16 protein-coding genes and 1 tRNA gene are annotated in these 19,136 nt (G+C 58.1%); 4 read left to right on the forward strand and 13 right to left on the reverse strand.

The annotated features are described in order from the left end of the window. From DW151_RS02830 to DW151_RS02890, 13 genes are all read right to left on the reverse strand, one after another. Positions 1-1,194 (reverse strand): hypothetical protein, encoded by a 1,194-nt coding sequence (locus DW151_RS02830; RefSeq protein ID WP_118334347.1) that lies wholly within the window; start codon positions 1,192-1,194, stop codon positions 1-3. Beyond that, positions 1,184-2,008, reverse strand: coding sequence for a glycosyltransferase family 32 protein (locus DW151_RS02835; protein WP_118334348.1), 825 nt, complete (start codon positions 2,006-2,008; stop codon positions 1,184-1,186). The genes DW151_RS02830 and DW151_RS02835 overlap by 11 nt, the downstream gene beginning before the upstream one ends. Next, positions 2,008-3,084, reverse strand: a complete 1,077-nt coding sequence (locus DW151_RS02840) for a glycosyltransferase family 4 protein (protein ID WP_118334349.1) — start codon at positions 3,082-3,084, stop codon at positions 2,008-2,010. The genes DW151_RS02835 and DW151_RS02840 overlap by 1 nt, the downstream gene beginning before the upstream one ends. Positions 3,085-3,086: 2 nt before the next feature. Next, entirely contained in the window at positions 3,087-3,602 is a 516-nt protein-coding gene (locus DW151_RS10870; RefSeq protein ID WP_118334350.1) for a DapH/DapD/GlmU-related protein, read from the reverse strand. Between the two features lie 2 nt (positions 3,603-3,604). Further along, positions 3,605-4,786, reverse strand: coding sequence for a non-hydrolyzing UDP-N-acetylglucosamine 2-epimerase (wecB, locus tag DW151_RS02850; RefSeq protein WP_118334351.1), 1,182 nt, complete (start codon positions 4,784-4,786; stop codon positions 3,605-3,607). A 4-nt stretch (positions 4,787-4,790) separates the two neighbouring features. Then, on the reverse strand, positions 4,791-6,008 hold the full coding sequence (locus DW151_RS02855) for an NAD-dependent epimerase/dehydratase family protein (protein ID WP_118334352.1): 1,218 nt from the start codon (positions 6,006-6,008) through the stop codon (positions 4,791-4,793). 1 nt (position 6,009) lies between these two features. Continuing rightward, entirely contained in the window at positions 6,010-7,068 is a 1,059-nt protein-coding gene (locus DW151_RS02860; protein WP_118334354.1) for a polysaccharide biosynthesis protein, read from the reverse strand. Next, positions 7,069-7,845, reverse strand: a complete 777-nt coding sequence (locus DW151_RS02865; protein WP_199579886.1) for a WecB/TagA/CpsF family glycosyltransferase — start codon at positions 7,843-7,845, stop codon at positions 7,069-7,071. Beyond that, entirely contained in the window at positions 7,845-8,594 is a 750-nt protein-coding gene (locus DW151_RS02870) for a sugar transferase (protein ID WP_233543304.1), read from the reverse strand. Before DW151_RS02870 ends, DW151_RS02865 begins: the two co-directional genes overlap by 1 nt. A 66-nt stretch (positions 8,595-8,660) precedes the next feature. Next, the gene (gene loaP, locus DW151_RS02875) at positions 8,661-9,206 is read right to left on the reverse strand and encodes an antiterminator LoaP (protein ID WP_233543306.1); all 546 of its coding nucleotides are present in this window, start codon (positions 9,204-9,206) and stop codon (positions 8,661-8,663) included. 777 nt (positions 9,207-9,983) lie between these two features. Beyond that, a tRNA-Ala gene (locus DW151_RS02880) sits at positions 9,984-10,059 on the reverse strand. Positions 10,060-10,185: 126 nt separating this feature from the next. Further along, a complete protein-coding gene (locus DW151_RS02885) occupies positions 10,186-10,851 on the reverse strand; it encodes a thiamine diphosphokinase (protein WP_118334357.1) in 666 nt (221 codons plus the stop codon). 9 nt (positions 10,852-10,860) lie between these two features. After that, on the reverse strand, positions 10,861-11,550 hold the full coding sequence (locus DW151_RS02890; protein WP_118334358.1) for an HAD family phosphatase: 690 nt from the start codon (positions 11,548-11,550) through the stop codon (positions 10,861-10,863). A 331-nt stretch (positions 11,551-11,881) separates the two neighbouring features. On the opposite strand from DW151_RS02890, the gene glgB reads away from it, so the two are divergent. From glgB to glgD, 4 genes are all read left to right on the forward strand, one after another. Next, entirely contained in the window at positions 11,882-14,140 is a 2,259-nt protein-coding gene (gene glgB, locus DW151_RS02895) for a 1,4-alpha-glucan branching protein GlgB (RefSeq protein WP_118334360.1), read from the forward strand. Positions 14,141-14,233: 93 nt separating this feature from the next. After that, a complete protein-coding gene (locus DW151_RS02900) occupies positions 14,234-16,660 on the forward strand; it encodes a glycogen/starch/alpha-glucan phosphorylase (RefSeq protein WP_118334361.1) in 2,427 nt (808 codons plus the stop codon). Positions 16,661-16,766: 106 nt separating this feature from the next. Next, positions 16,767-17,915 carry a glucose-1-phosphate adenylyltransferase gene (locus tag DW151_RS02905; protein ID WP_035138263.1) on the forward strand — a complete coding sequence of 383 codons (1,149 nt, stop codon included), beginning with the start codon at positions 16,767-16,769 and terminating at the stop codon, positions 17,913-17,915. A gap of 4 nt (positions 17,916-17,919) precedes the next feature. Further along, complete coding sequence (gene glgD, locus DW151_RS02910; RefSeq protein WP_118334363.1) at positions 17,920-19,047, forward strand: glucose-1-phosphate adenylyltransferase subunit GlgD; 1,128 nt, start codon at positions 17,920-17,922, stop codon at positions 19,045-19,047. Positions 19,048-19,136 lie beyond the last annotated feature (89 nt).

Genomic DNA, 19,136 nt, shown 5'->3' on the forward strand with positions numbered 1-19,136 from the left:
TCACGAATGTTCAGGAGGCAAAATCCCCCCGGAGAGCAGCAGCAAAGGGGCACAAATTACAATGCTAAAGACGTGTACTTCAGTAAAACCGAAAAGCAACATCACTAAAATCAGGGGCAGCTCTGATGCAAGCTGAGGATCATTCTTTTTGACACGCCTATAAACACAGCTGCAAAAGAACGCTGAGAAGCAAAGACCCAATACAAGCAATCCTGAAGCATAAGCGCAATCTAAGGTTGTGTAGTAGAACGTCCAACCATTTGTACCAATAGATTTCGTAGGGACAAAAAATTGACCAAACAATGTAACGCCCTGGTTTTCAAGACAGTAATGCCATAGAGACACTCTGCCCGTAAGCGCTTGACCCAGTGAGTCGCTGTACAAAGGACCAGCCAATAAATAGACTATGAAAAAAAAGATAATCGGCAGTATGCCCACGAGCTCCCTCAATCCGCTGCGCTCGAAAACCCTCCATTGTTTCTGGCATGCAAAGCAAACAACTGATAACACAATCAGAGCCGTGGACGTCTTGGAATCGGTAAAGAGTAGCACAGTCGCAGCTACAGCAAGGATAAGAACATAGGTACGAAATCCTATACTGTCATAGTTCAGATACATATATGCTCCGCACATCATCATTACAAGAGCGGCCACCATATTGGGATGCGAGAAAAAGAACGTGAAACGAACGGCTGTTTCGACACCGCTTTCCCACCTGAGTATGTACGATACGCTACCGGGATCAAGGATTGCAGTTAGCCCGTAAACGGCTATGACAAATAGTGACAGGAACGCCGTTGTTACAAACCACAATCTCATGAGGGATTTCGAATCACCCGCAGTAGCAGCTGCTATTATGATGAGGGAAACTGAAAGCGGAGCTGTCTCTCCCGATACAAAATACGTATACAAAGACGATAGAAGAACTAGTAAGAGAGGAATTAACCTCTTACCATAGCTTTTCGACTTTGAAGCAATATGAAGCGAGAGGAGCGCCACACCCGCAAATAGCAGCTCCTTGTCGACGGCATCAGGGAAACTAATCAATGACGTTATAGATGCAAACGTCTTAACATAAATGCATATGAAACCGATAACGAAAGCGGCTGATAACTGTAGGATGCCTTCTTTTGTCTTTGAAGCACCAGCTTCTCCTGTAAACGAATGTGCTATGTCGATAGTTCTAGCAACCATCGTTTTCCCACTTTCTTGCAATCACGCTCTTTGAAACCAAGGCTAACTGCAAGATGCCGTCTCGGACGCCTTTGGTCTTAATCTCGCCGAACGTCCTTCCAAGTACTTGTGCCAGCCGACGTCCCAAAATGGGTGACCAGGCGTCAACAATTTCTTTTTTGATCTTTAATTCAGGCTCAATCCAGCTACCTGAATAGTGATGAACGCTATAGGTGTTATTTTTAATGTGATATCCGCCTAAGCCGTATATGGGATTGAAATAGCAGGACGGTAGCAGCGTCCAGCCGACAGCCTTCTGCAGCCTATCTTCACGAACAAACCCATGAGCCTCGAGAACGCGAGTAAACATCTGATTAACGGTATGATCATTTAGAAAACCTGGGTCGTCACTGAATTGTGTGGAGTCATACGCATCAAGTACTTCCGCAAGCAAAGGGTTATGACGCGGTGCAGCAACTATCAACCCTGTATTCACCGTTTTTGACAATTCTTCAATTGCCGAAAACGGTGAATATGTTTCACAGAGCGAAGTTATATCACGAACAAGTTCGCTCCCCAGGTCCATGTAGACCCCACCGAAGTTATAAATGGCCCAGAAGCGCACATAATCTGCTACATACGCATATTTACCGGCAGCATAGGCCGCTTTAGTCCACGGCGTTGACTCGATATCGAACAACCGCTCATCGCAACGTGTGATGCAATAGCCAGGTGCATATCTTTCCCATGAGAGAAGACATTTCTGAGCAGTCGCAGAAAGCTCCCCATCACCAAACCAACAGTAGTAAATCGTTTTAGGTGTTCTCTCGACCACTAATCCACCAACTCCTTGTAGAGTTGAACAATCGCATCTACATTTCTCTTAACGTTAAATCTTCCCGAAATAGTCGACCTGCCGGCGCGACCGATGCTCAAACGAAGGTCCTCAGAACCCATCAACGTGCACAACAGCCCTGATAGCTTTGATTCATCATCGACAGGCATAAGGTAGCCATTTACTCCATCCCTGATGACCTGTGGAATACCTCCAACCGAAGTTGCGATCGTCGGAATACCTCGCGCCATAGCTTCGAGCACGCTCATAGGCATGCCTTCGTTTTTCGAGGGCAGACAGTACACAGCAGCGTGCTCGAAAAGGGCCTCGCGCTCGTCGCCCGTGACCCAGCCGCAAAACTCACATCGGTCGTCAATGCCGAGCTCCTCAGCGAGCCGTTCATTCTTCTCGACCTCGCCGTCACCGCCAAAGACGACCTTCGTCTCCGGGAAGCGCTTCAGCACTTCCCTTGATGCGCGCAAGAGCACGTCAGGGCTCTTGCGCGCATCAAGACGTCCTAAAAATAGGACGTCTTGATGCGAACAAGGCGAGCATGGCTGGTTTGGGACTTTAACACCGTTATGAACAACGTGAATTTTCTCTGGATCACAAACGTTTTCAGCAAAAAAGTCACGCCACTCTTCCGACAGAACCACAACTCGGTCGGCGATATCAAATGTCTTCCTTACGTCAGAACGATAGACGTATCCGCTCTCTTCAAAGGCCTTCTTAAACTCCCCGTCGTGGTCGTGCAGTATCACCTTTTTGCCAGCTTTATGGGCCATGCGGGCCATAATTGACTTACGCTTGTAGGAACCACGGGCGCTAATGTGCAAATGAATGATGTCATAGGAGGGCATGGCCCTCGCATAGCCAACCAATGCACGAGCAAATGAAAACACCTTGCCAAACTTTGAGGAACCGACGCCCGTCCCCAGGTATTCGAAAGCATCGCATGCCCGGGGAAGGTCTCCGTCGAGATAACCCTGCACGACGGAGACGATTCCGCCGTGCAGGGAAAGGTCTGGGCCGACCATCAAAACCTTTGCATGTACTCTTTTGTCAACCGAATCCATTGTTATCCTTTAAGCCGCGAAGCTAAGCAGCGAGCAGGAACCCCCCCCCAAATCGAATACTCGGGCTCTACGTCCTTAGTCACTACGGCACCCGCAGCTATGACACAGTGATCAGAAACATGGACGCCCTTGAGAATCGTCACTCCGCTGCCCATCCAAACATCGTCCCCGACGACGACGTCCTGATCGTTATCGGGAAGCTTGTCCTCATCGGTAAGTTCCATCATCGGACGGTCGAGAATATCGGTGCGATGGTCACCGGTGATGATGGTCAACCTGGGGCCGGTCATGACATAGTTGCCAATGCGGATTTTCGCGCGAGTAGTGAGTAGCGTGGCCTCAGGACCCAAGTACACGTCATGGCCCATGTAAATGTTTCCTACTCCGGAGATCTCACTGCGACGACCGAGTGTTACATTCTCGCCGCATGCAGCAAAGGAGCGGCGCAACGAGGGCATTAGAAGAAGCTTGTTATAGGCGCGTGAGACACCGTCGAGAATCTTGTAAACGAGACCCATGGCTAAGCCTTCCTCCACACCATCTTGTCCACGACGCCGGTGTAGCTCTGGATAATCTTGACCACCTTGGTGGACACGGTCTCGTCGGCGTAGTCGGGAACGGGCGCCTCGGGCAGCGACCCCTCCGCGTCGAGCTCGACGGCGGTGCGGACGGCCTGCAGCAGTCCCTTCTCGGAGATGCCGGCCAGCGTGAAGCAGGCCTTGTCCAGCGCCTCGGGGCGCTCGGTGGAGGTGCGGATGCACACCGCCGGGAACGGGCGGCCGACGCTCGCGAAGAAGCTGGACTCCTCGGGCAGGGTGCCGGAGTCCGACACCACCGCGAAGGCGTTCATCTGCAGGCAGTTGTAGTCGTGGAAGCCCATGGGCTCGTGCATGCGCACGCGCGGGTCGAGCTCGAAGCCGGTGGCCTCCAGGCGCTTGCGGGAGCGCGGGTGGCAGGAGTACAGGATCGGCATGCCGTACTTCTCGGCCAGCGCGTTGATGGCGGTGAACAGGCTAGTGAAGTTCTCCTCGGTGTCGATGTTCTCTTCGCGGTGGGCCGAGAGCAGCATGTAGCGCTTGGGCTCAAGGCCGAGCTCAGAGAGGATGTCTGAGGCCTCGATCTTCTCAAGGTTGGCGCGTAGGACCTCGGCCATGGGCGAGCCTGTGACGTAGGTGCGCTCCGGGGCGCAGCCGGTATCCTTCAGGTAGCGGCGTGCGTGCTCAGAGTAGGCCAGGTTGACGTCGGAGATCACGTCGACGATGCGGCGGTTGGTCTCCTCGGGCAGGCACTCGTCCTTGCAGCGGTTGCCCGCCTCCATGTGGAAGATGGGGATGTGCAGGCGCTTCGCCGCGATGGCGGACAGGCAACTGTTGGTGTCGCCCAGGATCAGCAGCGCGTCGGGCTGCACCTCGACCATGAGCTTATAGCTCACGGCGATGATGTTGCCCACGGTCTCGCCCAGGTCCGCGCCCACGGCGTCCAGGTAGACGTCCGGGTCGGCGAGCTCCAGGTCGCGGAAGAAGATGCCGTTGAGCGTGTAGTCGTAGTTCTGCCCAGTGTGCGCCAGCAGGCAGTCGAAGTGGCGGCGGCACTTCTTGATGACCTCGGACAGGCGGATGACCTCGGGGCGCGTGCCCACGATGATGAGCAGCTTCAGGCGGCCGTCGTCCTTGAATGCGATATCGGAATAGTCCTTGCCCATGCGGCTAGACCTCCTCGTAGTAGGTATCGGGGTTCTCGGGATCGAAGGGCTCGTTGGCCCACATGACCGTCACGAGGTCCTCGGTGTCGGACAGGTTGGTGATGGAGTGCGTGTAGCCGGGGACCATCTCCACGGCGCGCATGTCCGAGCCGGAGACGACGTACTCGTCGACGGGGAACGGCTTTCCCTCGGCGTCCTCCCCCACCTTCCTCAGCTTGATGGAGGCGGTGCCGGAGACCACCAGGAACCTCTCCCACTTGCTCATGTGCCAGTGGTTGCCCTTGGTGATGCCGGGCCTCGAGACGTTGATGGATACCTGGCCGCGCTCCGGCGTGCGCAGGAACTCGGTGAACGAGCCGCGCGCGTCCACGTTGGGCCTGAGGCCGTAGGCGAAGTTCCCCGGCTCGTAGTAGGACAGGAACGTGCTCCAGAGCTTCTTGGAGAAGGACCCCTCGGAAAGGTCGGGCACCGACAGCGTCTCGCGGCTGTCTCGGAAGCGGCCCAGCAGGTAGACGATCTCGCCCAGGGTCTTCACGTCGGTCTTAGGGACGTAGCAGAACCCGTCTCCCTCTACCCTCTCGAGCCCCTCGTAACCGCAGCGGTGCTCCTCGCCCAGCAGCGCGCCCAGCATCTCCTCGACGAGGTCGTCGATGTAGAGGAGCTCCAGCTCGACGGAGGGGTCGCTCACGGTGTAGGGGCGCCCGTTGGCGACGGCGTCGCAGAAGGTCGCCACGGCGGAGTTGTATCGGGGGCGGCACCACTTGCCGTAGAGGTTGGGGAAGCGGTAGATGAGCACCGGCGCGCCCGTGCGCTCCGAGTACTCGCGGAACAGGCCCTCCCCCGCGAGCTTCGACTCGCCGTAGACCGAGCCCTCGAAGCGGCCCGACAGGCTCGCCTGCGCGGAGCTGGAGAGCATGACGGGGCACGTGTTGCCGTGGCGCTCGAGCATGTCGAGCAGCGTGGAGGCGAACCCGAAGTTGCCCTCCATGAACTCGGACTGGTCCTTGGGGCGGTTGACTCCGGCCAGGTTGAATACGAAGTCCGCTCGGGAGCAGTAGCCGTCCAGCTCCCCGGGCGTCGAGTCGACGTCGTACTCCATGACCTCGAGCGGGAGCAGGCCCGCGTATCTCTCGCGGCGGTCCTTGCCGTCGCGGATGTTCTTCAGCGCGCAGCAGAGGTTCTTCCCGACGAAACCCCTGGCTCCGGTGACGAGGACGCGCACCCTACTGCACCGCCTCGTGCTCGCGGCCCTCCAGGGCCAGCTGCACGTACTCGGCGGTCTTGATCTTGGCGATGGTGCCCTCCACGTCGAGCCTCTCGGTGTTGTGGGAGGTGTAGGACTCGTCGGCCTGGGTCTCGACCTCGCCGTCGACGACGAACTTGTCGTAGTTCAGGTCGCGCGAGTCGCAGGCGACGCGGTAGTAGCCGCCCATGTCCTCGGCGCGCAGGCGCTCCTCGCGGGTCATGAGGGTCTCGAAGAGCTTCTCGCCGTGGCGGGTGCCGATCACTTGGGTGCCCACGCGGCCGAAGACCTCCTGCACGGCCTCGGCGAGGTCGCCGATGGTGGAGGCAGGCGCCTTCTGGATGAACAGGTCGCCCGGGTTGGCGTGCTCGAAGGCGAACTGCACCAGGTCGACGGCCTCGTCAAGGTTCATCAGGAATCGGGTCATGTTGGGGTCGGTGACCGTCAGCGGCTCGCCCTTGCGGATGCGGTCGATGAACAGCGGGATGACGCTGCCGCGCGAGCACATGACGTTGCCGTAGCGGGTGCAGCAGATGGTGGTGCGGCCGGCGCCGTTGCGGGCGTTGGCGTAGATGATGGACTCCATCATGGCCTTGGACTTGCCCATGGCGTTGATGGGGTAGGCGGCCTTGTCGGTGGACAGGCACACGACGCGGTCGACGCCCTCGTCGATTGCCGCGTGCAGGACGTTGTCCGTGCCGATGACGTTGGTGCGCACGGCCTCCATGGGGAAGAACTCGCAGGAGGGAACCTGCTTGAGGGCGGCGGCGTGGAAGATGTAGTCCACGCCGTGCATGGCGTCGCGCACGCTCTGGGCGTTGCGGACGTCGCCGATGAAGAAGCGCACCTTGGAGGCGAGCTCGGGCGACTTCTCCTGCAGGCGGTGGCGCATGTCGTCCTGCTTCTTCTCGTCGCGGGAGAAGATGCGGATCTCGGCCAGGTCGGTGTTCATGAAGTGCTTGAGCACGGTGTTGCCGAACGAGCCGGTGCCGCCCGTGATCATGAGGGTCTTGTCCTTGAATGCGGTGGTGGGTTTCATCTACTTGCCTTCCTTGCGTTTAGCGCCCGTGAACTGGTAAAAGAGAAATTTGGTATTAGTAACGAGATATCGTTTGAATAATCGCTTCGGCTCCTGCATCAGGCGGTATAGCCACTCGAGACTTAGGTTCTGCATCCAAATCGGTGCCTCCGGCACCACGCCGGCGAGGACGTTGAAGGCACCCCCTACGCCGATCATCAGTGGCTGAGGGCCGCCTTTAAGCTCATGCATGAGGACTTCCTGGCGCGGAGCGCCAAGTGCAATCCATGCAAAGTCGGCGCCAGAATCGGCAATGCGTCGTGAAAGGTCTCGTTTCTCGCCATCGGAAAGCGGACGAAAGACGGAAGGCTCCATGCCAGCAATTTCCAAGCCTGGATACTCTTCCTGAAGCGATTCCTTGAGCGCCTCGAGGTTTTTCTGTTCGTTGCCGTAGAAGTAATGGCTCCATCCGTGCTGAGCGGAAATACTGAAAATCTCGCGCATCAGATCCGGACCGGTCACGCGCCCCATCGACGTGACCGTCTTTCGGCCGACAACCGATAGGGGCTTCCCATCGGGAACGGACATAACGGACTCAGCCTGACAGGACCAGTAGCTGGGATCGTCATGGGCCATGACCGACGTATGGGCGTTAGAGACGCAGATATACTCGCCATGCAGATTGTCGATATTATGGGTAATGAAATCGACGCATTCAGGCATATTGGTGCCCGTGATCGGGACATCGATCACGGGCACACGGTTTAATTCGGGATAATGATGATAGGACTTAAGCACTAAAACGCACCCTTTCCCGTGATTACTTCAATAACGGTGAGGGCGATAATCCTTAAGTCGGTGAGAATGCCACGCCTCGCAATGTACTCAAGATCTCGCTGGACCATACCGTCGAAACCAGTTGAGTTTCGATCAGTAACCTGCCACCATCCAGTAATGCCGGGCTTCACGGCCAGGCGCTGCAGGTCGTACTCGGTGTACTCGGCCACCTCATTCGGCAACGGCGGACGCGGGCCCACGACCGACATCTGGCCCAGGAACACATTCAGGAACTGCGGGAACTCGTCGATGGAATGTTTGCGGATGAATTTCCCGATCTTGGTGATGCGCGGGTCCTCCTTCATCTTGAACATGGCGCCGTCGATCTCGTTTTGATCCATTAGCTCGACGAGGCGCTCGTCGGCGTCCTTGTACATGGAACGGAACTTCCACATGCGGAATGTTGTCAGGCTGCCGTCGGGGCGGGTCTGTCCCACGCGGATCTGGCTGTAGAAGGGGCTGCCCTCGCTTTCCAACCGGATGGCAGCGGCGAGAATTAGGCTTGGAATCGCGATAGCGACGAGCGCGACACTGCTGAACACGATGTCGAACGCGCGCTTGACGGCACGGTAGGCCAGGCGCGAGCGATCCCAGTCCATGATGGATTGCATGGCCTTGTAGCGACTGGCGCTCTCACGCCGTTCCATGGCCTGAGCGATGAGCGCCGCCCCCGCGGGCGCATCCGTTGCATATTGAGGTTTATCCGACACGTTCTCTTCCAACACTTCGTCCCCGGCTCGGGGATCCTCCCTGTTCTGCGTAGCGACAGCCTGCAGCTAGGCGATCGCCTTTTTAAGGTTTCGCATTACACGCTGCTCGGCCGAAAGCACGGCAAGGCCAACGCGCGTAGTCACTCGTCGACCGCACAGGTCGAGCTCCAAATAAGCAGTACTCTTGCGTCTGTTAATGGTTTTGATAAGGCCTTCGTGGCCCAACAGCGGACCTGCCGTCACTACGACCTGGTCGCCGTCTTTTAGGGCCTCGCTCATGGGCACTACGCGGTCTCCCCTGTGCGTAAAGCCGCCAATAAGCTGGACCTCTTCTTTTGCCAACGGCACAAAATGACCGTCCTGAGAAAGCACCCGGGCAAAGTCGTCCATGCGTAGCAGATACTGTTGCACGGTTCGAGGATCTGCCGTATCGCAGATAAGATAACCGGGAAAGAGCGGCTTGGTCGTATTGACCCATTCGCCGTGTACTTTAATTTCGGTTTGAAATTGGGGATAAAAGAGCTCCTGCATGGCGCTCGTAGGCACCATACGCTCGATGCGCTCGCGCATTACGTCTTCGCGACCGTTAATGACCTGGATTACATACCACACGAGCACCACCCCCTTGCTGTCTTACGTGTGGCTCACGGGGTTTGGGTATGGCTTCGCCAGGGCGCTTGTGCGCGAAGGCGCTCCATATTCAAACCCTGAGCCCAGTCAGACAAGCACGTGGCTCTGCCCCACCGTGAACGGTATGTACAAATGCAGTTGCTAGAGACGCGGACGTGTATCGCAAAATGACCGCGTCCCCAGCTGGCTGCGTGCGAGCCAGTCAAGCGGGAACAAAACTGGACCGCACGCAAACAGCTGTAGGACTGCTACGTTTTGGCATACAACTATTAATTATTTGCATTTGAGATAATACTCACTACAAATAAATAACGTCGCATGACTTCTTTATTGGAGCTCGTGGTGTTTCTGGCACCGCCGTTACGGCCGGATGCTGATCGACCCTGCGCTTTGTGGCTTGCTAAAGCCGTGAGCACAGTTGAACTCATGTAACGCTAGGTATCCTAGCACAAGCTGATGACGAAACTGATTTTGGTTGTGCCGGACAACATTTCGTTCATTTGACGTGTTCAAGGGGGTTGTTTTGGGAAATTGTTCACATTGATGCAGGTTATTAACGTACTGGCGGTGATTAGGGGCGTTACTGAACGCCTAAATGAAGCGGCGAACTACGCCGATAATCGCGTATGTCAAACAAACTAAGTACAGACATGGGAAATAAATTGTGCAACTTTTTGTTGGCGTAGGTGGGGTTTGCAGCGCGTGGTGTTTTGGCATCAAAAAAAGCCTTCGGAATTCCGAAGACCTTTGCATTCACGATGGTGGAGACGAGGGGGATCGAACCCCTGACCTCTTGACTGCCAGTCAAGCGCTCTCCCAGCTGAGCTACGCCCCCGTGACGAGGAGATACTATAGGGGAAGACTTTCTTTGATGCAAGAGGTTTTTGTTGAAACTTTTTCTTACGGGTTTTCCTGGGACGGGGCTGAATTGACTGATTTTGACTTCGGCAAAATCAGTCAATTAGCCCACCGTCCCGATAAAACCCTCACGTAACAAATACGCTATTGCAGTACCGGTGTGGACTTCGATCTTTGCGGTTGACCTGACTATGTTGCTGATACCTGTGTCCGCCAAAAGGCCTAGGGGGCTGTGATCTAGTTCCCACTCTAGGCCGTGTTCACTTACCTCGGTGTTGGGGGCGATCGCGATGATAGAGAAGGTTTTGCCCTCGGCGTTTTCGATGGTCCACGACTCACCTATGTGAAGGATGCGGGCGACCACCTTGTCCTCGGTAATCCAGACAGGGGCATCCTCGTAGCCCGCGAGCAGCCCCAGTACGGATAGCGCCATATCAGGACGGCCGCCCGTGGCGCAGGTCGCGACCACTTCGGCACCCGGCCAACGACGGCGGACGGAATCGAGCGCCAGCGCTAGATCGGTATAGTCTTTGTACGGGGCGTGGCGCTCTACCTCAAAATCGCTGGCAGCATCGACCAAAGCGCGACCTGCATCGCTCACCGTGTCGGCATCCCCCACATATACGTCGCAACCCAGTCCCGCGCCCAGCAGCGCGTCGAGTCCGCGGTCCACGGCGACAACGTGATCGCACTTCCCCGCTAGCCTACGCAACAGATCCGCGCTCGCCACCACGGGCGAGCCGCAGACCACTAATACTTTGCAAGCCACAGTCCTCGCCTAGCCTTCATATGCAAGAACGCGATCCAAATCCAGCTCCTCGTAGCTGTCGATAAAGATATCGCAGTTGGAACGCACCTCGTCGCGCTTCATGCGGCCGTGCGGGTCATAGATGCCCACGCGCTTAAAGCCGGCGGAGCCAGAGCTCTTTAAGCCAAAGACCGCATCCTCAAACACCCAAGCGCGCTCAAACTTGTGCCCATGGCGCTCTTCCAGGCGACGCAACGCCAGCTCGTACACATCGGGGAATTGCTTGGAGCGTCCTGCCTCACCCGTCGTGGTAACAAACTCCATGTAGGCATCGAGCCCGGCGCCCGCAAGCGCAGACTTAACCAGCTCGGCTGGCGTAGACGTGGCAACGCACATGGCAATGCCCGCCGCCTTCGCCTGCTCCAAAAATGCCAGGAGCCCCTCGCGCGGCGGCACCTTGGAGTACCCATCAATCAGAATGTCGCTCAGCTCGCGATAGAGCTCCTCGCCATTTGCGCCAATGCCCCAGGTGTCGTGGTAGGCCTGGCACTCGTCCTCGAGCGACAAATGCTCAAACTGGGCAAAATCGTCGACCGATACATCAATGCCATGACGGCGTAATAACTCGGGCTGCGCATAGCCCCAGACGGGGGTGCTATTAACCAGTGTTCCGTCGCAATCGAAAATAAAAGCAACATTGGGAGCGGCGGTCTGGGACATAAACGTACCTTTCGATGTCAAATGGTAAACAACCTGCTAAAAACGTTTTACCAAACGTCAATCTAATAGTCTAGAAACCCTATTTGGTAAAACTGTCAAGAGTTTTACCATCGCAATTCTGCCAGTGGTATAAACATGGCGCTCGCCGATTAAACACCGCCGCAAATCCACTTTTCTCCATAAAAGAAACGAACAGGTGTTATCGTATTTCGTGCCGAAAGTTCCACCGAGCACGCGAGGTGGAACGAATCATAGAACTATCGCCGTCCCTTCGATTCGTGCAGCCTTGGACCTTTCGCATCTAGTCACCAAGGCAACACGCTGCCGCGTCATGATGGGATCAAACGTGAGCGATACAAAGCTAAAGCCAGCAACTAAAAAGCCCGCCGCCCGCAAGCCAGCTCCGCACGCACCGGAGCTTTCCAAGGACGATGTCTATCTGTTTGGCATTGGTATGTGGGAGCGCAGCTGGGAAAAGATGGGCGCGCACCCCGACACGCAGAACCGTACGCGCGGCTGGCGTTTTTGCGTTTGGGCGCCCGACGTAAAGAGCGTTCACGTCATTGGCGAATTTAATAGTTGGGATGAGGAAGCCAACCCGCTGGTGCCCGTACATACGAGCGCCATTTGGGAAGGCTTTATTCCTGGCGCCGAGCAGGGCCAACTCTATAAGTATCTCATCGAGACCAACGAGGGCGAAAAGCTCTACAAGGCCGATCCGTACGCCTTTAAGGCCGAGTGCCCTCCGGGAACGGCCAGCGTGCTGTGGACCCTCGATGGCTACCAGTGGAACGACGCGGCTTGGCTCAAGCGCCGCGCCAGCCACAACCATATGACGCAGCCGCTTAACATCTACGAGGTGCATATTGGCTCGTGGAAGCGCCACGGCGATGCGCCGCAGGGCGAGCCGGACGAATATGGCAACTACCCCGGCCCCATGGATCCCTTCCCCGCACAGCGCGGCGAGTTCTACACCTACGACGACCTGTCGGTGGAGCTCGTGGACTACGTGCGCGACATGGGCTACACGCATATCGAGGTCATGCCGCTTATGGAGCATCCCTTCGATGGCTCTTGGGGCTACCAGACGACCGGCTACTACGCCGCCACGTCGCGCTACGGCAACCCGCAGCAGCTCATGCACTTTATCGATGCGTGCCATGAGGCGGGCATTGGCGTGATCATGGACTGGGTGCCCGGCGGTTTTTGCGCCGACTCCCACGGCCTTGCCACCTTTAACGGCCACATGCTGTTTGAGCACGAGATTCACCCCAACTGGGGCACGCACAAGTTCGATTTCGCCCGTGGCGAGGTCCGCTCCTTCCTGGTCTCCAACGTGCTGTATTGGCTCGAGAACTTCCACGTGGACGGCATTCGCATGGACGGCGTGTCCAGCATGCTGTACCTCAACTTTGGCATCGACGATCCCGGCCAAAAGAAGTTCAACAAGTACGGTACCGAGGAGGACCTGGACGCCAGCGCGTTTATCCGCCAGGTTAACTGCGCTGTGGAGGCCCATTTCCCTGACGTGATGATGATGGCCGAGGAGTCCACCGCGTGGCCGCTCGTGACCTACCCGCCGCAGGACGGCGGCCTGGGCTTCCACTACAAGTGGGACATGGGCTGGATGAACGACACCCTGCACTACATGCAGACCGACTTTCCGTGGCGCCCCGGCAACCACGGGCTGCTCACGTTCTCCATTATGTATGCCTTTACCGAGAACTTCATTTGCCCGCTGAGCCACGACGAGGTCGTACACGGCAAGTGCTCGCTCATCGGCCGCATGCCGGGCGACTGGTGGCGCCAGTTTGCCGGCCTGCGCACGCTGGCCTTCTACCAGATGACGCACCCCGGAGCCAAGCTCAACTTTATGGGCAACGAGATCGGTCAGTTTATCGAGTGGCGCTATTACGAGTCCATCCAGTGGTTCCTGACCGAGGAGTATGAGACCCACCGTCATCATCAGGCGTTTATTAAGGCGCTCAACCACCTGTACACCGCCGAGCCCGCCCTGTACGAGCGCGGTTACACCGACGACGGCTTTACCTGGATCGACGCGGACAACTCCAAGCAGTCCATCGTGAGCTTTGTGCGCCAGGGCGAGGACGTCGATGACGATCTGGTGATCCTGATCAACTTTGACCCGGCGAGCTACGAGAGCTTCCGTGTGGGCGTGCCGCGCGAGGGCGACTGGGAAGTTATCTTTGATTCCGACCGTCCCGAGTTTGGCGGCAGCGGCTATGCCGGCGAGGAGCCCTACACCTGCTCGAGCGAGCCCTATCCCTGGAACGGGCAGATGGACTCCATCGAGATTAAGGTGCCCGGCCTCGCTGGCGTGGTGCTTAAGCGCCGCGGTCCCAGCAGCTACAAGCCGCCGGTGGTTGAGGAGCCCAAGGCTGCGCCCAAGAAGCGCACGTCCTCGGTAAAGCCCAAGGCCTCGGCTGCTAAGAAGGCTCCGGCTAAGGCGAAGACAACCAAGTCCGCCACCAAAGCCACGGCTAAGCCCACGGCCAAAAAGGCAGCCACTAAAAAGGCTGCTCACAAGGCTAAGGCAGCCGCTGTTAAGGCTCCTGCCAAGAATGCGTAACAAAGCCGTTACAGCTGTACTTATCCGCCCCGCCGGGGCGTAGGATACAAGTCATAACCGTTCCGGGAGAAACATCCCGGGGGAAAGGAACGTATGAATAAGATCTTCGACAACAAGCAGGAGTTTACCGAGCTCTATCGCGATGCCGTCATGAGCATTAGCGGCAAGAGCGTCGAGGCCGCCAGCGACCTCGACCGCTTTAACGCCCTGGCCAAGCTCGTGGCCGAGAAGGCGCGCACCGTTGCCACCAAGAGTGACGCCCGTGTGACCGCCGAGGGCAAGAAGCGCGTGTACTACTTCTCGATCGAGTTTTTGATCGGCCGCCTGCTCGACAACTACCTGCTCAACTTTGGCGTGCGCGACATGGTTGCCGAGGCGCTCGACGACATGGGCTTTGACCTGTCCGTCATCGAGAACCAGGAGCCCGATCCGGCGCTGGGCAACGGTGGCCTGGGCCGTCTGGCCGCATGCTTCCTGGATTCCATGGCAGCCGAGGGCATTGCAGGCTATGGCAACGGCATGCGCTACCGCTACGGCCTGTTTAAGCAAGAGATCGTCAACGGCAGCCAGGTCGAGGCCACCGACGAGTGGCTCACGCACGGCTATCCCTGGGAGGTCCGTCGTCAGGACAAGGCCGTGACCATCAAGTTTGGTGGCCATGTAGAGGGCTTTGAGGAGGACGGCCGCACGTTCTACCGCACGGTGGACACGCAGGACATCCTGGCCGTCCCTTACGACATCCCCGTGGTGGGCTATGCCGGCGAGACCGTCAACAAGCTGCGCGTCTGGGCCGCCGAGCCGGTCGAGGAGCACTTCGATCTGGAGGCCTTCAACCGCGGCGACTACGCCCTGGCCGACGCCGAGCGCGCCGAGGCCGAGGCCATCAGCGCCATCCTCTACCCCAACGACGCCGGCGAGCACGGCCGCCTGCTGCGTCTGAAGCAGGAGTACCTGTTTGTATCGGCCGGCATCTACAGCCTGCTCGACACCTTTGAGAAGGAGCACGGCGAGAACTGGGAGCTGCTGCCGCAGTTTGTGGCCATCCACACCAACGATACGCACCCTGCCATGTGCGGCCCCGAGCTCATGCGTATCCTCATCGACGAGAAGAAGCTCGAGTGGGATGACGCCTGGAACATCGTGACGCAGGTTGTGAGCTACACCAACCACACCATCCTGCCCGAGGCCTTGGAGAAGTGGCCCATCGGCACGTTCTCCAAGCTGCTCCCCCGCGTGTACCAGATCATCGACGAGATCAGCCGTCGTTGGCACGAGTCGTTCGACACCACGCAGGAGGGCTGGCAGGAGCGTCTGCGCCAGACCGCCATTCTGTGGGACGGCGAGATTCGCATGGCCAACCTGTCTGTGATCTGCAGCCATAGCGTCAACGGCGTGGCAAAGATCCACTCCGACATCATCAAGAACATCGTGCTCAAGGACTTCTATGCCCTGACGCCCGAGAAGTTCAACAACAAGACCAACGGTATCTCGCACCGTCGCTTCTTTGCCGAGGCCAACCCCACCTACGCCAAGCTCGTGACCGAGGCCATTGGCGATGGCTGGCTCAAGGACGCTTTTGAGCTGGAGAAACTCAAGGAGTTCCAGAACGACGCCGAGTTCCTCAAGGCCGTGGGTGCCTCCAAGCGCGCCAACAAGGAGCGTCTGGCCGCCTACGTTAAGGCCGAGACCGGTCTGGTCATTGACCCCAACACCGTCTTCGACGTTCAGGTGAAGCGCTTCCATGCCTACAAGCGCCAGCTCATGAACATCATGAAGGTGATGGACATCTACAACCGTCGCATCGCCGATCCCAACTTCCACGTGACGCCGACGACCTTCATCTTTAGCGGCAAGGCTGCCTCGAGCTACACCTTTGCCAAGGAGACCATCCGCCTCATTAACTCCGTGGCTGACGTCATCAACAACGACCCGCGCGTCAACGAGGTCATGAAGGTCTGCTTTATCCCCAACTTCCGCGTGAGCAACGCCCAGCTCATCTACCCCGCCGCCGAGATCTCGGAGCAGATCTCCACGGCCGGCAAGGAGGCCTCGGGCACGTCCAACATGAAGCTCATGATGAACGGCGCCATTACGCTGGGCACCCTCGACGGCGCCAACATCGAGATCGCCGACCTGGCCGGCCGCGAGAACGAGGCCATCTTTGGCCTGACCGCTCCCGAGGTCGAGCAGCTCTGGGCATCCAACAGCTACTTTGCGTGGGATACCCTCAACGGCGACCGCGAGCGTCTGGGCCGCGTGATGGACGAGCTCAAGGACAACACGTTTGCGGGTCTTTCGGGCAACTTCGAGAGCATCTACAACGAGCTCATGAACAACAACGACCCCGACCTGGTCATGGCCGACTTCCGCAGCTACGTGGATGCATGGGAAAAGCTCACCGGCAGCTACGGCGACCAGGAAACCTGGAACCGCAAGGCCTTGCTCAACACCGCCTCCTCCGGCTGGTTCTCGAGCGACCGCACCATTCGCGAGTACCGCGACGAGATCTGGCACGCGTAAAGGCGCGCGAGCTCCCTTTGCCGCACGGCATTACTCGACGGGCGTGACAGAGCGCCGCGCCCGTCGCAAATGGGTTTAGGAACATCGATGACAGAAGGAGAAATCGATGAGTAAGAAAGAATGCATCGCGATGCTCCTCGCAGGAGGACAGGGCAGCCGATTGGGGGCACTCACCCAAAAGATCGCTAAGCCGGCGGTTAGCTTTGGTGGCAAGTTCCGCATTATCGACTTTTCGCTGTCCAACTGCTCCAACTCGGGCATCGACACGGTGGGCGTTCTGACGCAGTACCGCCCCTACCTGCTGCATGCCTACGTGGGCTCCGGCGAGGCGTGGGACCTGGACAGCCGCGACGGCGGCGTGTCGATCCTGCCGCCGTACGAGACGCAGACCGGTGGCGCCTGGTATGCGGGCACGGCCGACGCCATTACGCAGAACCTCGACTACATCAAGGCCAACGACCCCAAGTACGTCCTGATTCTTTCGGGCGATCACCTGTATCGCATGGACTACCGTAAGATGCTCAAGACGCACATTGAGAACAACGCCGACCTCACGGTGAGCGTAATGCCCGTGCCGTGGGAGGAGGCCAGCCGCTTTGGCATCCTGACCACCGACCCCGAGGACGGCCGCATCACCAAGTTTACCGAGAAGCCCGAGAAGCCCGATTCGAACCTCGCGTCCATGGGCATTTACATCTTCTCGGCCGACGTGCTAATCGAGGCGCTCGAGGAGGACGCTCTGGACCAGCGCTCGAGCCACGACTTTGGCAAGGACATCATCCCCAAGCTGCTCGGCGAGAACAAGCGCCTGTACAGCTACGAGTTCCACGGCTTTTGGAAGGATGTTGGCACCATCGCCAGCTTCCACGAGACTTCGATGGACCTGTTGGGCAACAACCCCGAGTTCGATCTGTTTGACAAGAACTTCCCCATCATGTCCAACATCACCACGCGTCCGCCGCACTACATTGGCCCGGACGGCCGCCTGGACGACTGCCTGGTCTCCAACGGCTGCAAGATCTACGGCACCGCTCGCCACTCGATCCTTTCGACCGATGTCATCATCGAGGAGCGCGCCGTGGTCGAGGACTCCGTGCTGCTGCCGGGTGCGCACGTTAAGAGCGGCGCACACATCTGCCGCGCTATTTTGGGCGAGAACTCCACGGTCGAAGAGGGCGTGAAGCTCGGCTCTGTCGATACCACCAAGGATACGGCCGTCGTTGGAAATGACGTCGTTATCGGGAAGGGGGAATGATCCGATGATCAATCGCAAGGCCATCGGTTATATCACCGCTAACTACTCTTCGACCTACGGCAGCGTGCTGCTCAAGGACCGCCCCATCGCGTCCGTTCCGTTTTTGGGCCGCTACCGCCTGATCGACTTCCCGCTCTCCAACATGATGAATGCCGGCATTAAGACCGTCGGCGTCGTCATGCCGGGCAACTACCGCTCGCTGATCGACCACGTGGGCTCGGGCAAGGACTGGGGCCTGGACCGCAAGAAGGGCGGCCTGTTCATGGTGCCCGGCAACGCGTATGGCACCACCAAGGGCGGCATGCGCTTCCTGCTGCGCGACATCATCTCCAACAAGACGCTGTTCCAGCGCTCGGAGAAGCCCTATGTTGTGATGATGGGCACCAACATCATCTTTAACATGGACCTCAACACCATCATCGACGCGCACGAGAACTCCGGTGCCCAGATGACCGTTGTGTACTGCAAGGCCACGCGCAACGTCGATGACGAGACCAAGCTCGAGATCAACGAGAACGGCCGCCTGACGGGCGTGAGCGCCGGCGTCGTGTACGGCGACAACGCCTCTATGGACTGCTGCATCGTCAACCGCGAGACACTGCTCGAGATTATCGACCACTACCAGGCCGCCGACTATCTGGACCTGCTCGAGGCACTCCAGGGCGACTTTGGCAACATCGACGTGTGCAGCTACGAGTACAAGGGCGAGGTCGTGGGCGTGTTTAGCGAAAAGTCGCTGTATCGCCGCAGCATGGACCTGCTCGACCAGACCGTGGCCGATCAGCTCTTCGATCCCGAGCGCCCGATCCTGACCAAGGCTCACGACGTGCCGCCTTCGCGCTATGCGACCGGCAGCCACGCGTGCAACTCGATTATCTCGGCCGGCTGCATCATCAAGGGCACCGTGCGCAACTCGATCCTGTCGCGCGGCGTCGTGGTCGAGGAAGGCGCTTCGGTGACCAACTCGATCATCAACCAGAGCTGCATCATCAAGAGCGGCGCCCGCGTTGAGAACGCCATTCTGGACAAAAACAACGTGGTTCCCACCAACACCGAGCTTCGCGGCACGCCCGAGAACATCCTGGTGCTGGGCAAGGCTCCGTTAACTTCCGACACCACCATCGTACGTTAACGTTGGCACCGCAACATCGCTCGTAACATGTAGAATAGCCGCCCGGTTAGCGCCAGGCGGCTATTCTCGAATTGCAACATGGGAGACAA

The organism is Collinsella sp. AM13-34, assembly GCF_003473055.1.
Lineage (GTDB): Bacteria > Actinomycetota > Coriobacteriia > Coriobacteriales > Coriobacteriaceae > Collinsella.